The sequence below is a fragment of the Polaribacter sp. NJDZ03 genome, assembly GCF_019263805.1.
GTDB lineage: Bacteria > Bacteroidota > Bacteroidia > Flavobacteriales > Flavobacteriaceae > Polaribacter.
Genome location: NZ_CP079195.1, coordinates 1,255,161 through 1,275,649 on the forward strand (window position 1 = coordinate 1,255,161; position 20,489 = coordinate 1,275,649).

The window sequence follows — 20,489 nt, forward strand, 5'->3', positions numbered from 1 at the left end:
GCTTCTTACTTACTGAAATTCCAGTTCAAAAGAATCTGAAATAAATTCAGATTGACAAAAATTCACTTTTTAGACAACCTCTTTTTATAGATAAAATCTACAAATAGACTTTACTATTTTTTACTAATAATAGTCAACTCATCTACAATATGTTTTGCATTTGAGTATTTATCTATCAACCAAAGTACATATCTAATATCAACATTAATAGTTCTTTGTAAGTTTGAATCGAAAATAACATCACCAGCCATTGCTTCAATGTTTCCATCAAAAGCCAAACCAATTAATTCACCTTTTCCATTTACAACAGGAGAACCAGAGTTACCACCAGTAATATCGTTATCTGTTAAAAAGTTTACAGGCAATTGACCACGCTCATTTGCATAACGTCCGTAATCTTTCTTTTCGTAAATATCTAACATGCTTTGATCTAAATCAAACTCAGGATCGTTTGGTTTGTACTTTTTAATCATGCCCTGAAAAGTAGTATAATTATTCTCATTGGCATCGTTTCTCTTATCGGCTGGTAAAGCTCTAACTTTACCGTAAGACAATCTTAATGTAGAATTTGCATCAGGATATTTAATATTACTCAATCCAGATTCACGCAATCCTTTTACTAACAATCTAAAAGATGCTTTAAAATCATTTTCTGCTTGTACCAAACTTTCTGGGTTCTCTCTATACTTATCTAATAACTGATTAGACAATTGCAATAAAGGGTCGCTATTTAAGATGGCTTCATTTGGGTATTGTAAATAAGCCTCTACTCCTTCTTTAGAAGTAAACATACTCAACTTAAAAATAGCTTTTACGTACGCAGAAAAATCATTATCGTTTTTCCCTCCTATTTCTGCAACCAATTCTGGCAATGAGTAATTAGATTTTGATGCTAACAAACCTAATTGTTTTGCAAAAACCTCTTCTTCTAAAGGCAAGTAAAAATCTTTATAAGAACTCTCTATAAGCGCTTGTAATCTTGGTAACATATTTGCACGTTCAGCTTCATTTGCAGCTGTATATTGCTTTAAAGCACCACCAATTCTGTATGGTAAAACAGCAAATTTACTAGAACGCAACATCCCTAATAAGTAGTTTGTTTGTTTAGCTTTTCCGTTGGTTAAACTATAGTAATTATTGATATTCTCAATAACTTTTCCGTAGGCTTCTTTATTGTCTTTTTTCTTAGCCCATTTTGCAAACTTCGCTTCTACTTTACTCTTCTTTTCAACCGTTTTATGCTCTGTTAAAGCGGTAATCATTCCACCTCTATTTTTCCAATAGTTGGCAATTCCGGCGTAAGCAGATGCGTACATTAGATTTACAGACTCATCTGCATCCATGTATTTTTTCATAACATCCATACTTAATTTAGAACCTTCTACCCAAGCAGGATATGCAAACTTTACATTTTGTTCTACTCCTTGTGCAGGCATCCAACGGTTTGTTCTACCTGGATATCCTAAAATCATCGCAAAATCGTTTTCTTTTACACCATCAATATTAACAGGTAAATGATATTTTGCTTTTAAAGGCACATTGGCAGTAGAGTATTCTGCTGGTTCTCCATTTTCATCTGCATAAACTCTAAATAAAGAAAAATCTCCGGTATGTCTTGGCCATTCCCAGTTATCTGTATCTCCACCATATTTACCAACATTTTCTGGAGGTGTACCTACTAAGCGAACATCATTATAATCCTCATACACAAAGTAGTAAAACTCATTACCTTCATAGAAAGAACGCACTGAAACGGTGTATTTTCCACCTTCGTTATTTTCTTTTTCAATTTTAGCAATTTCTCTATTAATGATTGCTTCACGTTCTTTTTCACTCATTTTATGATTTACAAGTGATAAAATACGTTTAGAAACATCGTCCATTCTTACAAAAAAGCGCACATATAAGCTTTCTGGTTTCAATTCTTCTTCTTTAGAACCTGCCCAGAAACCATTTTTTAAATGATTTTGTTCTGCTGTAGACAATTCTGCAATCGCATCATAACCACAATGGTGGTTTGTTAATACCAATCCGCTTTCTGAAACGATACTCGCTGTACAACCTCCGTTAAACTGTACAATAGCATCTTTTAAACTTTGATTATTAACACTATAAATTTCTTCTGAAGTTAACTGTAACCCCATTTTTTGCATATCACGATGATTTAATCGTTCTATATGCATTAAAAACCACATCCCTTCGTTTGCCATTGCAGACGGAAGCGACATTATAAATACAATAAATGTAATCAGTATTTTTTTCATTTTATCATGTTTTAAATATGAGGATAAAAATACTAAAATTTAGTATCTTTTTAAATGCGATAACGTGCTATTATTCTCTCTTTTTAAAGTCTAAAAATATTTTCATCAATTTATTTGGTGAAAATATTTTTAATATTTATTAGAAAAAAAGTTTATTTTTTAAATACAAAACGAATAAATAAAGAGAGATATAATTACTTTTAGTCACAAAAAAACGCTTAAAAATTAGAAATATGATTTCCTTTTTTTAAGCGTTATTAATAAGTATTGTATTTAGAAGACTAGTTGCTGCTTTTAAGTATTTATTAAAATAAAACTTACGTACACATTAATGAATCTTAATCAAATTCCTTCATTTCAGCATCATAAAAAGCACCTGCTTTATCCATTAAATCAGCTAATTCTGTAGCAATATCTTCTTCACTCTCTCCTGTTAAATCTTCAAACCACTCTACTTCATCATCTTTTAAGTTGATTAAAAAACGAGGAAACTCTGTGTGTAACACAAAAATATCTTCAGGAAATTTACTGTTATCTGCTAATAAAAATTTAGGTAAAGTCATAATATTTTATTGATTATAGATGCTGTCTGTTCGAGCGCAGTCGATAACTAATTTATTTATTTTAATATCCGCTCGTCTGCACTCGAGAGGACACCATTATTTTTTCTCTTTTATCAACTTTAAAGTTAATGAATTAAATCTGATAAATAATAAAATAGAAGCTGTTGTTAAGCCTGCAAGTAAACCTAACCAAATACCAAAACTACCATACATTTCTTCGCTCCCTAAGTAATAAGAAACCGGAAAACCGATAACCCAATAAGATATAAAAGTAAGAACTGTAGGTACTTTAACATCTTGTATACCACGCAATGCGCCTAGAAACACAACTTGTATACTATCTGATATTTGAAAAAATGCTGCTGCTAATAATAATTTTGATGCAATAGAAACCACTTCCATATTGTCTATATAATTTGCAGTATCACTTAAATCTACATAAATCATTGGTAAACTTTTATGAAAAATAAAGAAAAGTAATGCAAAAAACATCGCTAACAATACTCCTAATAAAAAGATAGAAAAAGCAATTCTGCGCAATTCTTTATAATTTTGTAATCCTTTTTGGTTCCCTACTCTAATCATAGCAGCAACGCTTAAACCAGTTGCAACCATAAACGTCATAGAAGATAAGTTTAAGGCTATTTGATTTGCCGCTTGTGGGTTTTTCCCCAACAAACCACTTAACCAAACTGCCGCTGTAAAAATAGCAACTTCAAAAAACATTTGCATAGCACTTAAAGAACCAATATTCACAATTTTTTTTATCGTTACAACATCTAAAACAAAGAATTTTATATTTCTTACTATTTGTGCAGATCTTTCTTTATAACGCAATAATAACCATAAGTAAATAACCATGATTACTCTAGAAATTAACGTACCATAGGCGGCACCAATAATTCCCATTTCTGGGAAACCAAATTTTCCGAAAATTAATAAATAGTTTAAAACAATGTTTATAACATTTGCAATTAACGCAGCATACATTGGGTATTTCGTCATAGACAGCCCATCACTAAACTGCTTAATTGCCTGAAAAATAACCAAAGGAATTAATGAAAAAGCAACCAAATCTAAATACGGAATTGCCAACTCTACCACTTCTTTGGGTTGTTTCATTAAATACATTAAAGGCTTAGAGAAATAGACGCCAGCAAATAAGACAATACCTAAGGTAGTACATAAAAACAAACCACTTTTATAAGTTGCTTTTGCTTGTTTTAGATTATCGGATGAATCTGCTTCTGCAATTAAAGGTGTAATCGCTGTAGAAAAACCAATACCTATAGACATGGCGATAAACATAAAACTGTTTCCCAAAGAAACCGCAGCTAATTCTGCTGTTCCCATTTGGCCCACCATAATATTATCTACGAAACTTACAAATGTATGCCCAAGCATACCTAACATTACTGGTGCTGCAAGCTTCCAATTGTATTTAAATTCTGATGTATATTGAGAAATATTCACGTCTATTGTTCTTTTTACGGTTTGCAAAAATACAACTTGTAATTAGAATAATTTGCAGCTATTCTATAAAATAAAAACACAAAAAATCCACCTTTTTCAAAGTGGATTTTTAATACTAATAATTATAGTTTATTACATTGCTGGTTTTGGTAATAAAACAGCATCAATAACATGTATAACTCCGTTAGATTGGTTTACATCTGCAATAGTAACTTTAGCTTTCCCTCCGTTTTCATCAGAAATATAAACGTTTTTTCCTTTCATCCAAGCAGTAATGGTACCTCCGCTTACTGTTTTAATAGCAGCTTTACCGTTTCCTTTTTTAATTAAGCCTACAATTTCTTTAGCACTCCAGTTACCTGCAACAACATGGTACTTTAAAATTGTTTGTAATTTTGTTTTATTTTCTGCCATTAATAAAGTGCTTACGGTACCTTCTGGCAACATCTCAAAAGCTTTATTTGTAGGTGCAAAAACAGTAAAAGGTCCATCACTTGTTAATACATCTACTAAATCTGCTGCTTTTACGGCTGCAACTAACGTAGTATGGTCTTTAGAGTTTACTGCATTTTCTACAATATTTTTAGAAGGGTACATTTCTGCTCCACCTACCATTTTTGTTTTTTCTTGTGCACTAAAATTTTGACTAATTACTAAACTAAGTATTAAAACTGTTACTTTAAAAAAATTTAAGGTTTTCATAATTTGATATTTAAAATTAATAATAATTTGTGTTCAACATATCTACGAGATTTTTTTAGTTACGGTTTTAAAATAAATTTTAAATAAAATGAATCGCCAGAATATTTCCATAAATAATTTAATTATCATTACTTTTGAAGTTCTAAAAAACATACTAAAAACATACCAAAATGGCAAATATCACATTAAAAGGAAATGCAATAAACACAATAGGTAATTTACCTAAAACAGGTACTAAAGCAGCTGATTTTAAACTAACTGCAGTAGATTTATCTCAAAAAAGTTTATCAGATTTTTCTGGCAAAAAAGTAATTTTAAATATTTTTCCTAGTGTAGATACTGGTACTTGTGCTACTTCTGTTAGAGAATTTAATAAAAAAGCTGCAGATTTAGAAAACACCGTTGTTTTATGTGTTTCTAAAGATTTACCATTTGCACAAGCTCGTTTTTGTGGTGCAGAAGGGATTGATAATGTAGTAATGTTATCTGATTTTGCTGATGGAAACTTTGGAAAATCTTACGAATTAGAAATTGCAGATGGTCCTTTGGCACATTTACATTCTAGATCTATTGTTATTATTGATGAAAACGGAAACGTTATCTACACAGAACAAGTTTCTGAAATTGCTGACGAACCTAATTATACAGCTGCTTTAAACGCAATTTAATTTATGAAGAATCCTAATGATAGCTTTATAAGAGGAAGACTTCGTAGTTTTAAGTTTGCTTTAAGAGGTATGTGGCTTTTAATGACTACTGAAGACAGCATAAAAGCACAACTTTTTATTGCGGTACTTGCTACTATTTTAGGTTTTTATTTTAATCTTTCTAATATAGAATGGATGTTTCAGTTTATAGTTATTGGCCTCGTTTTAGTGGCAGAAGCTTTAAACACTGCTATAGAAAAAGTGGCAGATTTTATACACCCAGAATATCATGAGAAAATAGGTTTTATTAAAGATATAGCTGCAGGGGCACCAAGTTTTGCAGCTTTTATTTCATTAATTATTGCAGGTTTTATATACATCCCTAAAATAGCTTTATTATTTTAGGCGAATTTTTATATATACTGCTAAAACGACCAAAAATTATTAATGGCCAAGAGAAGAACAAGTACAAAAACACCCTTAAATTCTTCGGAAAATAAACCGAGTATTTTTGCCTATTTAAAAACAAGACAAGCAAAGACTATTTTAGGGGCTTTCCTAATTTTATTCTCTGTTTTTCTTTGTATTGCCTTTATTTCTTTTTTCTTTAATTGGCAAGAAGATCAAAGCATACTTAAAGAATTTGCAGATAAAACCGTTAGAAGTAAAAATTTATTGGGTAAAATTGGTGCAACTTTAAGTAACTTTTTTATTTATGAGGGAGTTGGAATAGCAGCCTTTATAATAGCTTTTCAGATACTTTTAACAGGTTGGTATATTCTTTTTAAAAAGAAATTCGCTGCACTAATAATTTCCTGGAACTGGTCTCTTTTGGCCATGATATGGATTTCTATAACGTTAGGTTTTGCATATAACAAATACGCATTACTATCTGGGGTTATTGGTTTTGAAATTAATGAATTTTTACAAGCATTTATTGGTAAAACTGGTTTAGTAATACTTTTAACCTTCTTTTTTATTGCTTATTTAGTTTTACGTTATAAAGTTTCTTTTGATAAACACATAGAAACCTTAAAAGTAAAAAGAGAAGAAAGAGAGGCTAGAAAAGCACAAGAATTAGTTTTAAGTGAAACAGAAACAGCTTCAGTTACACCTACTAAAGCTGTAGAAAAAACAGAAACAGTTACTTTAAAAACAGATCAAAAAGAAAAATCTGTCGTAGAATTATCTTTAGAAAAACAACAACCAACTATTACTAAATATTCTGATGTTCCTTCTAAAAAAGAAGAAATATCTTTAAATGTTGATAAAAAATCGGGACCTGTATTAACAACAGAAATACCTAAAGAAGAAGAAAAAGAAATTGAAATGGAAGTAGAAATGGACGTTGAGATTGATGTAGCCATCGGTCGAGATGAAGAACATTCTACAGAAAATTTATCCAATCAATTGGTAAAAGACTTTGGTGAGTTTGATCCTACCTTAGAACTAGGGAATTTTAAGTTTCCTACTTTTAACCTTTTAAAACAATACAATGAATCTATTTCTATAGATCCAGAAGAATTAGAAGCAAATAAAGATAGAATTGTAGAAACTTTAAAGAACTACAAAATTGGTATTGCAGAAATTAAGGCAACTGTTGGACCTACAATTACATTATATGAAATTGTGCCCGAAGCAGGAATTAGAATTTCTAAAATTAAAAATTTAGAAGATGATATTGCACTTTCTTTATCTGCATTAGGAATTAGAATTATTGCTCCTATTCCTGGTAAGGGTACTATTGGTATAGAAGTACCTAATAAAAAATCTACCATTGTTTCTATGCATTCTGTAATTTCATCAAAGAAATTTCAAGAATCTACAATGGAGCTACCAATTGCATTAGGTAAAACCATTTCTAACGAAACTTTTGTGGTAGATTTAGCTAAAATGCCTCACTTATTAATGGCTGGTGCAACTGGTCAGGGAAAATCGGTTGGATTAAATGCTGTATTAACATCTCTTTTATATAAAAAACATCCTGCAGAAGTAAAGTTTATTTTGGTAGATCCAAAGAAAGTAGAGCTTACGTTGTTTAATAAAATAGAGCGTCATTATTTAGCAAAACTGCCAGATGTAGAAGATGCAATTATTACAGATACTACAAAAGTGGTGCATACCTTAAACTCACTTTGTATAGAAATGGACAACCGTTACGACTTGCTAAAAGCAGCAATGGTGCGTAACATTAAAGAATACAACGTTAAATTTAAACAACGTAAATTAAACCCTAACGACGGGCATCAATATTTACCTTATATTGTTTTGGTTATTGACGAATTTGCAGATTTAATTATGACTGCCGGTAAAGAAGTAGAAACACCAATTGCACGTTTAGCACAGCTTGCTAGAGCCATTGGTATTCATTTAATTGTTGCAACACAAAGACCTTCTGTAAACGTAATTACGGGTATTATTAAAGCCAATTTCCCTGCAAGAATTGCGTTTAGAGTAACTTCTAAAATTGACTCTAGAACCATTCTAGATGCTGGTGGTGCAGATCAATTAATTGGACGTGGAGATTTATTGTATACCGAAGGAAACAATCTTAACAGAATACAATGTGCCTTTGTAGATACGCCAGAAGTAGAAAAAATTACAGATTTTATTGGTTCTCAAAAAGCCTATGCAGAAGCCTATCAATTACCAGAATATGTAGATGATGAAAGTGGCACGAGTATTGATATAGATATTGCCGATAGAGATAAGCTCTTTAAAGATGCCGCAGAAATTATTGTTACGGCACAACAAGGATCTGCTTCTTTATTACAAAGAAAATTAAAATTAGGTTATAATAGAGCTGGTAGATTAATAGATCAGTTAGAAGCTGCCGGTATTGTAGGCGGTTTTGAAGGAAGTAAGGCAAGACAAGTATTAGTTCCAGATTTTATAGCCCTAGAGCAATTATTAGAAAACGAAAAGAACCAATAGCCTCTCGATTATTATCGAGATGATAAGAATTATAATTATGAAAAAAGTAACCATCTTATTTTTAAGTTTATTTTTAACTACGATCACTTTTTCTCAAAATGCAGAAAAAGCAAAAACTCTTTTAGATGAAGTTTCTACCACAATGGGGGCTTATAAAAACATGTCTATTAGCTTTAGTCAAACCTTAAGTAACGAAGATGCAGGTATAATGGAAGGTGACGAACCACCAATTAGAGGAAAAATTACGTTATCTGGAGAAAAATATAGCCTTAACTACTTAGGGAATCAATTTATTTTTGACGGAAAAAAACTGTATGTAATTAATAATGACGAGAAAGAAGTAACAATTACAGATGGAGACATGAGTGGTGATGATGGCTTTATTTATCCTTCTAAATTATTAACTTTTTACAAAGAAGGTTATAATTTTGAAATGGGAGATTTAAAAAATTTAAACGGTAGAAATATTCAACTAGTTACCTTAAGCCCAATAGATAGCGCTTCTGATATTGTAAAGGTAGAATTAGCAATTGATGCAAAAACAAAGCATATTTATAAGTTAATTCAAACAGGTTCTAATAGCTCTAAAACAACCTTTACTATTAATGAATTTAAAAGCAACCAAACCTTACCTAGTAATCATTTCTCATTTGATGAAGCAAAATACAAAAAGCTAAACTTCTCAATAGATTAATAAATTTCCAATTAACAGATATTTAGTAGCTTATTTCATCATAAGAAACTACTTTTGCCTAGATGAAAATTTTAGATAGATACATACTAAAAACGTTTTTAGTTCCTTTTATAGCTACGTTTTTAATCGTGCTTTTTGTTTTGGTGATGCAAGTATTATGGCAAACATTCGAAAACATTGCAGGTAAAGGAATTAGCTTGCCTTTTATCTTAAAATTTTTATACTACTCTACCTTAATTATTACACCACAAGCATTGCCTATTGGAGTTCTTTTATCTTCTATAATGGCATTGGGTACTTTAGGTGAAAACTACGAATTTGCAGCAGCAAAATCTGCAGGTATTTCTTTACAACGTTTGGTAAGACCTTTGGTTTTCTTAACAATGCTTCTTAGTGGAATTAACTTCTTATTTTTAAATAATGTATATCCTTATGCCGTTTTAAAGCAAAAGAATTTATATTTAAATATTAAAAAGAAACAACCTGCTTTAGCATTAGTACCTGGTAGTTTTAATAGTGACCTTCCTGGTTTTCAAATTAAATTTGATGAAAAATTTGATGAAGAAGGTAAAGATGGAAAAGAAGTAAGTTTATTAAAAAAAGTTTTAATTTACGATTTAACTGCCGGAAAAGGAAACCAAAAAGTAATTACAGCAGAAAGTGGTAAGATTATCTCAGAAGAAGGAAGTCGATATATGACTTTTATTTTATACGATGGTTATTACTACCAAGAACACGTAAAATCTGCAAAAACAGTTTTACAAAGAAAAAAGATGGCGGCTTCTAATGCCACCTTTAAAGAATATGAGTTTAACATTGATATTTCTTCTGTTACCGGAGATGATGATTTAAACAAAACAGACCATACCAAAAACTTTATGATGCTTAGTTTAAACCAATTAGGCGACACCATACCCGATTTAAAAGCAAGTTATGATGAAGCCTTATTACTAAAATCTAAGAACCTATATGCCACTGCGGTTGCAAGGGATTTATACAAATATCCAGATTCTTTAAAGGCAGAAAATATTAATATTGATGTTCTAGAAAATTTTGATTTACAATCTAAAATTAATGTTCTAAACTCTGCTACTACAAAAATAGAACGTACTTTAAGCTCTATAAAAAACAACCAAACATCCATTAAATTTAAAAGAAAAAACTTAAACTTTTTCGACACAGAGTATTATAATAGAATTTCATTTTCATTATCTTGTTTAATACTCTTCTTTATTGGTGCACCATTAGGGTCAATTATTAGAAAAGGTGGTTTTGGTTTACCTATGATATTGGCTATTGCTATTTACGTAACCTACTTCTTTAGCAATACGTTTGGTAAAAATTTAGCAGAAGAAAGTTCTATTACTTCCTTTTTAGGATCTTGGGCATCTGCTTTTATAATGATTCCAATAGGTATTATCTTAACAAGAAGGGCTACAAAAGACAAAGGTATTTTTAATCTGGATGCTATTACGCAACCCATTATCAATTTCTTTAAAAAAATATTTACAACAAAAGAAGCATAAATAATATGACACTCCAGAACCCTAAAAAAAGTACACAATTAAATTCAATTGCAGAAGCAATTGAAGATATTAGAAATGGTAAAATTATTATTGTTGTAGATGATGAAAATAGGGAGAACGAAGGTGATTTTTTAGCAGCAGCAGAAAAAGCAACCCCAGAATTAATTAATTTCATGGCAACCCATGGTAGAGGTTTAATTTGTGCTCCATTAACAGAAAAACGTTGTAAAGAACTAGACTTACACGTTATGGTTAACAACAACACAGACCCAATGGAAACCGCTTTTACAGTTTCTGTAGATTTGCGTGGTAAAGGAGTTACAACAGGTATTTCTGCCGGAGATAGAGCTTTAACGGTAAAAGCATTAGTAGATAAAGATACAAAGTCTTTTGATTTAGCAAGACCAGGTCATATTTTTCCATTAATAGCAAAAGAAGGTGGTGTTTTAAGAAGAACAGGACATACAGAAGCAGCTATAGATTTTGCTCGCTTAGCAGGTTTACAACCAGCAGGTGTTATTGTTGAGATAATGAACGAAGATGGTAGCATGGCACGTTTACCTGAATTGTTAGAGGTAGCTAAAAAATTTGATATTAAAATTGTTTCTATAGAAGATTTAGTTGCTTACAGAATGGAACATGATTCTTTAATTGAAATAAAAGAAGACTTTAATTTACAAACTAGATTTGGCGATTTTAGATTAAGAGCATATCAGCAAACTACTAATAACCAAGTTCATATTGCTTTAACAAAAGGTTCTTGGTCTAAAGACGAAGCAATCTTAACTAGAGTAAATTCTACTTTAATAAATAATGATATTTTAGGAACCTTAACAAATAATGCCGATAAGAAACTAGACCAAATGTTTCAGGTGATAAATGACGAAGGTAAAGGGGCTATTATATTTGTAAATCAACAAAACCAATCTCAAAACTTATTAAGTAGATTGGCTGTTTTAAAAGAGAACCAAAAGAACGGAAACATTAAAGCTCCTGCTATTAAAATGGATAATAAAGATTTTGGAATTGGAGCTCAGATTTTACATGATTTAAACATTCGTCAATTAAAGCTAATTACAAATACCCAACAAACTAAACGTGTTGGTATTATTGGTTATGGGTTAGAAATTGTAGATTATGTAGGCTATTAAGTTATTACAATAGGTGTTTTTCTTTGTATTCTTAACCATTTCTTTGCCGTTAATTAATACACAAGGTTTTTGTAACACCAATTTTATTTATTTTCTTTAACAGAAGTAAAAGTCTTATTTTACAAAGAACATAGCCTTATTTATAGCAATGTTCTTTGTAAAATACTAAGCAAACTTTGCGGTTAATTAAATCTTAACCTCTACTCCACTTTCTAGTTCTAAAGCTTCTTTATTTTGCTGAAAAAGTCTGGCAGTATATGTACCTTCTAAATTAATTTGATTACCATATACAGAAAGCCAACTGCCTTCTCGCAAACCTAAAACCGCTGTTTTATTAAAAACATGAAACTCTTTTATACGGGTTTCTCTTGTTTCTCCCATGTGTGTAGAACCTTCTATAGGATCTAAATAATGTGCATTTATATTAAATGGAATGCATCCTAAAGTTGTAAAACTAGGCGGATATACAATTGGCATATCATTGGTATTTTTCATATCTACCCCACAAATATTACTTCCGGCACTTGTGCCTAAATATGGTGTACCATTATCTAACACCTGCTTTAAGGTTGATAATACATCATTTTTGTATAATTGATTAACCAACTCAAAAGTGTTTCCTCCTCCTGTAAAAATTGCTTCAGAATTCTGAATTGCTTCTTTAGCATTTTCAAATTCATGAATACCTTTTACATCAATATTAATAGTAGAAAAAGCCTTTTTTGCAATTGCTGTATAACTGTTATAACTAATTCCGCTTGGTCTTGCATACGGAATAAATAGTAATTGTTTTACTCCCTTAAAATGTGTTTTTAAAGTAGGTAATAAATATTCTAAATAGCTACTTCCGTGCACTGTTGATGTACTTGCAATAATCATTTTTTTCATAATCCAAAAATAAGAATTTAACTATTCATTTTAACACAAGTTTACAATTCTCTTAATAGAATTTTAAGACACGTACTTCTTTACTTTGTATTAATGTCAAAAGCAATTACTTTTCTTGCCTTTTTTATAAGTTTTCTATCCTTAGAAGCTCAAGAAAAAAGAACGAACCTAACTGGTAAAACTGTCTTAGATAGTTTGGCTATTCCAGATGTTCATATCATTAACCAGAATACTAGTAGTGGTACGATTACCAATACCAATGGTTTTTTTGAAATACCTGTTCAAGTAGGTGATACTTTATTTTATTCTCATTTAAAATATATAGACAAGTATATTGTTATTACAGACAAAGTGATTTCGACTAAAAAGCTAAACATTCCGTTAGAAGAAAAAACAGTTGTTTTAAAAGAAATAGTATTAGAAAAACAACAAAGTATTTTTTACCAAGATCCAGAAATACTTCCAAATAATGGTATTGTTATAAATGCAAAAACCTTAAATTTACCCTATGCAAATATCATAACAAAGGAAGATAAATCATTATTAAAATTTAGCTCTGGTGCTGCCATAAATTTAGCAAGTTTAATAAATCTTATAAACGGAAATGCAAAAAGGGAAAAGCAACTAAAGGAAATGGCTTTAGAAGACACGGAACTTAAAAAGGTAAGAGACTATTTTACGGATGACTTTTTTATCACAGACTTAAAAATTGAAAAAATCTATATCAATCAGTTTTTAAATGACTGTATTGATAAAAATATAATTCGCGTATTTAAGAGAGAAAACAAATTAGATGTGCTAAACTTATTAATGAGAGAAAGCAAACTATTTCCTAAACGAATAGTTGAGGAAGAACTTTATTTAACAAACCAATAACCCTATTGAATGGAAAAAAAACTACTTACTATTTTTTTATTTGTTATAACACTCCCCTCTTTGTCTCAAAATAATGGGACGTTAATTTCTAGTAGAATTTTAGATTCTCTTGGCATTGTAAAAAATGCAAATATTATCAATCTAAATACCAATCAAGGTACATTTTCTTCGGATGCTGGTCGTTTTCAAATCTATGTTTCAACAGGAGATACTTTAAGTATTTCATCTATACAACACATTACCAAAAAAATAAAGATTACCAAAAACATTACAGCAAACAAGGCACTAATTGTTATACTTAAACCCAATACCTATGTTTTAGATGAGTTTGAATTAAAAAGAAATAATTTAACTGGTAAATTGGCTTTAGATGTTAAAAACATACCTACTGAAGAAAAATATGCTTTATTAAAAAGTAATATGGATTTCTCTAATGTAGACTTCTCCTTGAAAGATCATAGAATTGATGCAAATGATAGGGCAAAATCTAAAGTAGTAAATACGGTTGCTAATTCTTATTCAGGACTTAATGCTGCAGGACTTATTGGAGGTCTTTTTTCTTCTAAAAAATTCGAAAAGTCACAATTATTAGATGCTAAGTTAGATCGTAAAAGAGCATTGGGAAACAAAATATTACTTGAACTTGGTGAAGATTTTTTCTTTGAAAAATTAAAAATACCTAAGGAAAAGTATTATCATTTTTTAGATTATTGTGATTATTTAGATCTCGATAAAATATATAACGAAAATAAAGTTTTAAAACTTATAGAAATATTTCAGAAAGAAAGTATCCCGTATTTAGAAATCATAAAAGAAGAATAAAACAGCTGTGCATGGAAAAAAATCTACTTCAATTTTTATTATTTTTTGTAACATGCACCTCTTTATCCCAAGAAAGTCAAACCTTAATTTCCGGTAAAGTTGTAGACTCTTTGGGCTTTGTTAAAAATGTAAATATCATCAACCTAAAAACAAATAAAGGTACTTTTTCTTCAGATGATGGAATGTTTGGAATCTATGCTACCGAAGGAGATTCTTTACAAATTTCGTCTGTGCAGCACATTACCAGAAAACTTAGAATAAGCAAAGAGGTTATCAATAATAAATTTATGACCATTATATTGGGAACAAATACGTTTGTTTTAGATGAATTTGAATTAAAAAAACATCATTTAATAGGACGATTAGGTGTCGATATAAAAGACGTACCCACAGATAGAAAAGATTCTTTGTTACAAAAGACCTTAAATTTTTCTAATGTCAATTTTAAACTAGTAGACACAAGAATTGATGCTAACATAAGAATGAAACCACCAATTGTTAACACAGTTGCAAATTCATTTGGTGGTGCCGGCGGCAGCGCTTCAATTACTTTTAAATTTAAAGATTTACTATTACGTAAAGAGTTGAATCGTAAAAAAGCTGTTCCAGATAAAATACTCATAGAACTTGGTGAACCATTTTTCTTTGAAGAATTAAAAATCCCAAAAGACAATTACTTTCATTTTCTAGACTACTGTAATCCTTTAGGTATAGAACGTCTTCACAAAGAAGGTAATGTTTTAGAACTCATCAAAATTTTTCAGAAAGAAAGTGTGCCTTATTTACAAATCATAAAAAAAGAGTAAATTGGCAGAATAATTGTTTTAAAACCAGCATGAATACTAAAAAATCTATTTTACTTTTATTAATAATTCCTCTTCTCTCCTTCTCCGCTCATAAGTATTATTTGAGCCTCACTCAAATTGAATATAGAAGTGAATTGCAAACTGTACAAATAACAATTAATGTTTTTATGGATGATATTGAATTCGCCATAAACAAAGATTACAACATTGATTTACAACTAACAACAAAGAAAGAATTAAAGGATAACGATGTTTATTTTATAAAATATTTAAACAAAAAACTACATTTAAAAGTTGATGGTACTCCTAAATCTTTTAATTACATAGGTAAAGAATATGATGGTGATTTGGTTTATTTTTATCTAGAAATTGAAGATATAAAAGAGCTTAACACTATAGAAATTATCAATAAAATATTAACAAATCACTTTCCAGAACAAGAAAATTTAATTAAATCTAAAGTTGGCAAAAAGCACAAGAGTATTCTGTTAAATGCTAAAAATGATAAAGGTTTGTTAAAATTTTAACTCTTTTTAACTTTTTCCCCTACTAATCCTTAATTTGTAGGCTAATTAAACTCAGGTACAAATGAAAAAAATCACATTGCTCTTATTGAGCATTTTTTTTATTGGGACAGCTACATTCTCCCAAGAAAAAATCACAAAACAAGGTCATACCAACCAGAACAAGTTTAAACAACTTAAAGATGAATTAGCCACCCCAAATAGTCAAAGAACGGCTTCTGGTGCTCCTGGCATAAACTACACGCAGCAAAAGGTAGATTATGTAATGAATATTGTTTTAGATGATAAAAATGAAAAAATAATAGGTAACGAGACTATTACGTATCATAATAACTCTAAAGATGAATTGGCGTATTTATGGGTTCAATTAGATCAAAATGTAAGAGCTAAAGATTCTAAGTCACCAGATATTCAGCCTAATAAAATCTCAAAAAGCATTACTAAAAGTACATTTGAAAGTACGTATAATTCAGCTCCCTTTGATGGTGGTTTTAAAGTTACCAGTGTAACAAATACTGATGGCAGCAAATTATCGCATACCATTAACCAAACAATGATGCGTATTAATTTAGCAAAACCTTTGGCTTCTGGAGAGACTTTTTCATTTAAAATAGATTGGTGGTATAACATCAATAATCACAGAACTCAAGGCGGTAGATCTGGTTTTGAACATTTTACAGAAAACGACAATAACAATTATGTAATTGCTCAATTTTATCCAAGATTGTGCGTGTATGATAATGTAGAAGGTTGGCAAAATGGTCAGTTTTGGGGAAGAAGTGAATTTGCTTTAGAATTTGGAGATTTTACTGTAAACATTACCACGCCTAAAGATCATATGTTAGGTGCAACAGGTGTTTTGCAAAACGAAAATGATGTTTTTACAAAAACAGAATTAGAAAGATACGCTAAAGCTAAAAAAACCTTTGACAAGCCTGTTGTAATTCGTACTCAAAAAGAAGCTACTAAAATAGAAAAAAGCAAATCTAAAGAAACAAAGACTTGGAAATTTGTTGCCAAAAACGTACGAGATTATGCTTTTGCTAGTTCTAGAAAATTTATTTGGGATGCAATGGCAGTAAATATTAACGGCAAAACAGTAATGGCACATTCTTTATATTCTAAAGAAGCAAACCCTTTGTATGGTGACCATTCTACAAAAGCAGTTGCACAAACTTTAAAAACATATTCTGAATACACATTCGATTATCCGTATCACAAAGCAATTTCTGTAGACGGACAAATGGGAATGGAATATCCACAAATTTGTTTCAACCCAGGAAGACCAGATTTAGCAGATGGCGGTTATTCTGATAGAGTAAAATACAGAATGGTAAAAGTAACCATACATGAAGTTGGACATAACTTTTTTCCGATGATTGTAAATTCTGATGAAAGACAATGGACTTGGATGGATGAAGGTTTAAATTCTTATATGGAAATGTTAGCAGAATTAGCATACGACAAAGATTTTCCTGTGGTAAGAGGATATCCGAAAAATATAGTAAAATATATGGCTGGAGATCAATCTAAAATTGCACCAATTATGTCTAAAGGAGACAATGTTTATGAATTTGGAAACAATGCCTACGGTAAACCTGCAACTGCTTTATGGATTTTAAGAGAAACCATAATGGGTCATGAATTATTTGATCATGCTTTTAAAACATATTCTCAAAGATGGATGTTTAAGCACCCAACACCTGCAGATTTCTTTAGAACTATGGAAGATGCTTCTGGAGTAGATTTAGACTGGTTTTGGAGAGGTTGGTTTTACACTACAGATGTTACCGATATTGGTATAAAAGAGGTGAAAAAATACTATACAAAAGCAAATGGAGAAAATGTAGATTTTATTGAAGACACTACTAAAGGACTAGGTTTTGGTGCTGATAAAAACAAAAAATCTAAATTTCATTATGAAATTACTTACAACAAACCAGGCGGATTAGTAATGCCTATTATTGTAGAATTTACTTATAAAGATGATACAACGGATAGAAAAGTATATCCAGCACAAATTTGGAGACTTAATGATCAAGAAATTACAAAGGTTTTTTCTTCAACTAAAGAGGTTACTAAAATTACTATAGATCCAGATTTAGAAACAGCAGATGTAGATACTAGCAACAATAGCTGGCCAAAAGAAACTAATAATAATTTCGATAAATTTAAAAGTAAAATAAAAGGTTAACAAAAACCCAATAATTAAAGCGATATAACAACATATCGCTTTTTTTTATAAAAATTTGTTAAAGTTTTAACTTTTTTTAACAGATTCCCAACTATATCCTTAGTTTAGCTCACTTTAAATTCAAATAACTCAAATGAAAAAATTTACTTTATTCGTATTTTCTTTCTTTTTTATTGCAGCAGGTACTTTTGCTCAAGAAAAAAAAGAAGAAAGTAAAACCCTACAAGGGCACACAGACCAAAACAAATTTAGACAACTAAAAGACGTTTTGGCAACACCTAATGATCAACATGCAGCTTCTGGAGCACCAGGAAGTCAATATACGCAACAAAAAGTTGATTATGTAATGGACATTCGTTTAGACGAAAGTGCTAACAAAATTCATGGAGACGAGACAATTACGTATCATAATAACTCTAAAGATCAATTAGAGTATTTATGGGTACAATTAGATCAAAACATGAGAGCAGATGATTCTAAAACTCCTTTAGCTAAATCTAACGCTGCAACTCCTTTTATAACTCCAGAAAATTTCCAAAAAGACTTTATGAAAGAAGGGAAAGGTTTTGGTTTTAATATTGAAAAAGTAGAAAGTGCAGGTAAACCTTTATCTCACTTTATCAACAGAACCATGATGCGTATTAATTTACCAAAACCATTAGCTTCTGGAGATACTTTTAAATTTAGTATCAAATGGAATTACAAAATTAACGACATTAATAAAGATGGTGGTCGTTCTGGTTTAGAAACTTTTCCTGACGGAAACAACAACTATACAATTGCACAATTTTTTCCAAGGTTAGCAGTATATAATAATGTAGAAGGATGGCAAAATATGCAGTTCTGGGGTCGTAGTGAATTTGCTTTAGAATTTGGAGACTATGAAGTTAACATAACAGTACCTGCAGATCATATTGTAGATGCTACAGGAGATTTACAAAACGAAAAAAATGTCTTAACGAAGACACAACGTAATCGTTGGGAACAAGCAAGAAAAACTTTTGATAACCCAGTAATGATTGTTACGCAAGCCGAAGCTGAAGCAGCAGAAAAAGGACGCGCTACCAATACAAAAACTTGGACATTTAAAGCTGAAAAAGTAAGAGATTTTGCTTTTGCTTCTTCTAGAAAATATATTTGGGACGCAATGGCTACCAACATAAATGGTAAAACAGTTATGGCCGTTTCTTTGTACCCTAAAGAAGGAAACCCTTTATGGGAAGAACATTCTACAAGAGCAGTTGCTCATACTTTAATTGAATACTCTAAACTAACATTCGATTATCCTTATTCTAAAGCAATTTCTGTACACTCAGAAAGACAAGGAATGGAATACCCTATGATTTGTTTCAACTTTGGTCGTCCGGAGGCAGATGGAACGTATTCTGACAGAACTAAAAAAGGTATGTTAGGCGTAATTATTCATGAAGTAGGACATAACTTTTTTCCGATGATTGTAAATTCGGATGAAAGACAATGGACTTGGATGGATGAAGGTTTAAACTCTTTTGTAGAAATATTAGCAGAATTTTCTTATGATTATGACTTATTTTCAAAAAACCCTGCTAAAGAAATTACAAGATATATGGGCGGAGACCAAAGCAACATCTCACCTATTATGTCTCAAGGAGATTACGTAAAACAATTTGGACCTAACGCATATACAAAACCTGCAGCGGCATTATACATATTACGTACAACTATAATGGGACCAGAATTATTTGATCATGCTTTTAGAACCTATTCGCAAAGATGGATGTTTAAACACCCAACACCTTCTGATTTCTTTAGAACAATGGAAGATGCTTCTGCAATGGATTTAGATTGGTTTTGGAGAGGTTGGTTTTACACTACAGATGTAACAGATATAGGTATTAAGGAAGTAAAACCTTTATACTTAACAGACAAACCAAACGAAAGAGTTGCCAAGTTAAAAGAACAATACAAGCAATATTTTGACGGTTTAGGAGACTTAGTCTACATTACAGACAAAAAAGAAGATGCCAATGCTAAAGCGATGGATGCATACGCAAAAGGAAAAGAAGTACCTTCTTATATGTATGCTGTAGAGTTTGAAAAACCAGGAGGATTAGTAATGCCAATTATAGTAGGCTTAACCTATGCAGATGGCACCACTGAAAAACAAACATTCCCTGCACAAATTTGGATGAAAAGTGATACTAGTGTTAAAAGAGTTTTTTCATCAACACAAGAAATAATAAGCATAACAATAGATCCAGATTTTGAAACGGCAGATGTAGATCCTTCTAACAATAACTGGCCTAAGAAAGAAACCAATGAGTTTGATAAATTTAAAAATAAAGTAAATCAATAATTTATTGTTTTATATTACTCTAAAAGCCTCACATTTGTGAGGCTTTTTTTTTGATCGTAATACAATTATAGTTACTCTTTAAACTCAAAT

General features: G+C 30.6%; 17 protein-coding genes. 12 read left to right on the forward strand and 5 right to left on the reverse strand.

Annotation, left to right across the window (positions count from 1 at the left end):
* Nucleotides 1-113 precede the first annotated feature (113 nt).
* From KV700_RS05315 to KV700_RS05330, 4 genes are all read right to left on the reverse strand, one after another.
* Nucleotides 114-2,264: a S46 family peptidase gene (locus KV700_RS05315; RefSeq protein ID WP_218599427.1), complete on the reverse strand. Its 2,151-nt coding sequence runs from the start codon at nucleotides 2,262-2,264 to the stop codon at nucleotides 114-116.
* Nucleotides 2,265-2,602: 338 nt separating this feature from the next.
* Entirely contained in the window at nucleotides 2,603-2,827 is a 225-nt protein-coding gene (locus KV700_RS05320) for a hypothetical protein (RefSeq protein ID WP_218599428.1), read from the reverse strand.
* A 96-nt stretch (nucleotides 2,828-2,923) separates the two neighbouring features.
* Nucleotides 2,924-4,300 (reverse strand): MATE family efflux transporter, encoded by a 1,377-nt coding sequence (locus KV700_RS05325; RefSeq protein WP_218599821.1) that lies wholly within the window; start codon nucleotides 4,298-4,300, stop codon nucleotides 2,924-2,926.
* A gap of 132 nt (nucleotides 4,301-4,432) precedes the next feature.
* Nucleotides 4,433-5,002 (reverse strand): fasciclin domain-containing protein, encoded by a 570-nt coding sequence (locus KV700_RS05330; RefSeq protein ID WP_218599429.1) that lies wholly within the window; start codon nucleotides 5,000-5,002, stop codon nucleotides 4,433-4,435.
* A gap of 170 nt (nucleotides 5,003-5,172) precedes the next feature.
* On the opposite strand from KV700_RS05330, the gene tpx reads away from it, so the two are divergent.
* The 6 genes from tpx (at nucleotide 5,173) to ribB (ending at nucleotide 11,954) form a co-directional block, all read left to right on the forward strand.
* Nucleotides 5,173-5,670 (forward strand): thiol peroxidase, encoded by a 498-nt coding sequence (gene tpx, locus KV700_RS05335; protein ID WP_218599430.1) that lies wholly within the window; start codon nucleotides 5,173-5,175, stop codon nucleotides 5,668-5,670.
* A gap of 3 nt (nucleotides 5,671-5,673) precedes the next feature.
* Nucleotides 5,674-6,054 carry a diacylglycerol kinase family protein gene (locus KV700_RS05340; protein ID WP_166381833.1) on the forward strand — a complete coding sequence of 127 codons (381 nt, stop codon included), beginning with the start codon at nucleotides 5,674-5,676 and terminating at the stop codon, nucleotides 6,052-6,054.
* Between the two features lie 42 nt (nucleotides 6,055-6,096).
* Nucleotides 6,097-8,583 (forward strand): DNA translocase FtsK, encoded by a 2,487-nt coding sequence (locus KV700_RS05345; RefSeq protein ID WP_218599431.1) that lies wholly within the window; start codon nucleotides 6,097-6,099, stop codon nucleotides 8,581-8,583.
* Between the two features lie 37 nt (nucleotides 8,584-8,620).
* Nucleotides 8,621-9,277: an outer membrane lipoprotein carrier protein LolA gene (locus tag KV700_RS05350; RefSeq protein ID WP_218599432.1), complete on the forward strand. Its 657-nt coding sequence runs from the start codon at nucleotides 8,621-8,623 to the stop codon at nucleotides 9,275-9,277.
* Nucleotides 9,278-9,339: 62 nt separating this feature from the next.
* The gene (locus tag KV700_RS05355; protein ID WP_218599433.1) at nucleotides 9,340-10,803 is read left to right on the forward strand and encodes an LptF/LptG family permease; all 1,464 of its coding nucleotides are present in this window, start codon (nucleotides 9,340-9,342) and stop codon (nucleotides 10,801-10,803) included.
* A 5-nt stretch (nucleotides 10,804-10,808) separates the two neighbouring features.
* Nucleotides 10,809-11,954 carry a 3,4-dihydroxy-2-butanone-4-phosphate synthase gene (gene ribB / locus KV700_RS05360; protein ID WP_166381825.1) on the forward strand — a complete coding sequence of 382 codons (1,146 nt, stop codon included), beginning with the start codon at nucleotides 10,809-10,811 and terminating at the stop codon, nucleotides 11,952-11,954.
* Nucleotides 11,955-12,140: 186 nt separating this feature from the next.
* Here the strand turns inward: ribB and pepE are convergent, their stop codons facing one another.
* A complete protein-coding gene (pepE, locus tag KV700_RS05365) occupies nucleotides 12,141-12,842 on the reverse strand; it encodes a dipeptidase PepE (protein WP_218599434.1) in 702 nt (233 codons plus the stop codon).
* Between the two features lie 93 nt (nucleotides 12,843-12,935).
* Between pepE and KV700_RS05370 the strand changes: the two genes are divergently transcribed.
* The 6 genes from KV700_RS05370 to KV700_RS05395 all read left to right on the forward strand — a co-directional run bounded on the left by KV700_RS05370 (nucleotide 12,936) and on the right by KV700_RS05395 (nucleotide 20,399).
* Nucleotides 12,936-13,718, forward strand: coding sequence for a carboxypeptidase-like regulatory domain-containing protein (locus tag KV700_RS05370; protein ID WP_218599435.1), 783 nt, complete (start codon nucleotides 12,936-12,938; stop codon nucleotides 13,716-13,718).
* A 9-nt stretch (nucleotides 13,719-13,727) separates the two neighbouring features.
* Nucleotides 13,728-14,540: a carboxypeptidase-like regulatory domain-containing protein gene (locus KV700_RS05375; protein ID WP_218599436.1), complete on the forward strand. Its 813-nt coding sequence runs from the start codon at nucleotides 13,728-13,730 to the stop codon at nucleotides 14,538-14,540.
* 11 nt (nucleotides 14,541-14,551) lie between these two features.
* The gene (locus tag KV700_RS05380) at nucleotides 14,552-15,346 is read left to right on the forward strand and encodes a carboxypeptidase-like regulatory domain-containing protein (RefSeq protein WP_218599437.1); all 795 of its coding nucleotides are present in this window, start codon (nucleotides 14,552-14,554) and stop codon (nucleotides 15,344-15,346) included.
* Nucleotides 15,347-15,375: 29 nt separating this feature from the next.
* The gene (locus tag KV700_RS05385) at nucleotides 15,376-15,873 is read left to right on the forward strand and encodes a DUF6702 family protein (protein WP_254712976.1); all 498 of its coding nucleotides are present in this window, start codon (nucleotides 15,376-15,378) and stop codon (nucleotides 15,871-15,873) included.
* Between the two features lie 61 nt (nucleotides 15,874-15,934).
* A complete protein-coding gene (locus KV700_RS05390; protein WP_218599438.1) occupies nucleotides 15,935-18,064 on the forward strand; it encodes a M1 family metallopeptidase in 2,130 nt (709 codons plus the stop codon).
* A 133-nt stretch (nucleotides 18,065-18,197) separates the two neighbouring features.
* Nucleotides 18,198-20,399, forward strand: coding sequence for a M1 family metallopeptidase (locus tag KV700_RS05395; RefSeq protein ID WP_166381814.1), 2,202 nt, complete (start codon nucleotides 18,198-18,200; stop codon nucleotides 20,397-20,399).
* Nucleotides 20,400-20,489: the final 90 nt, after the last annotated feature.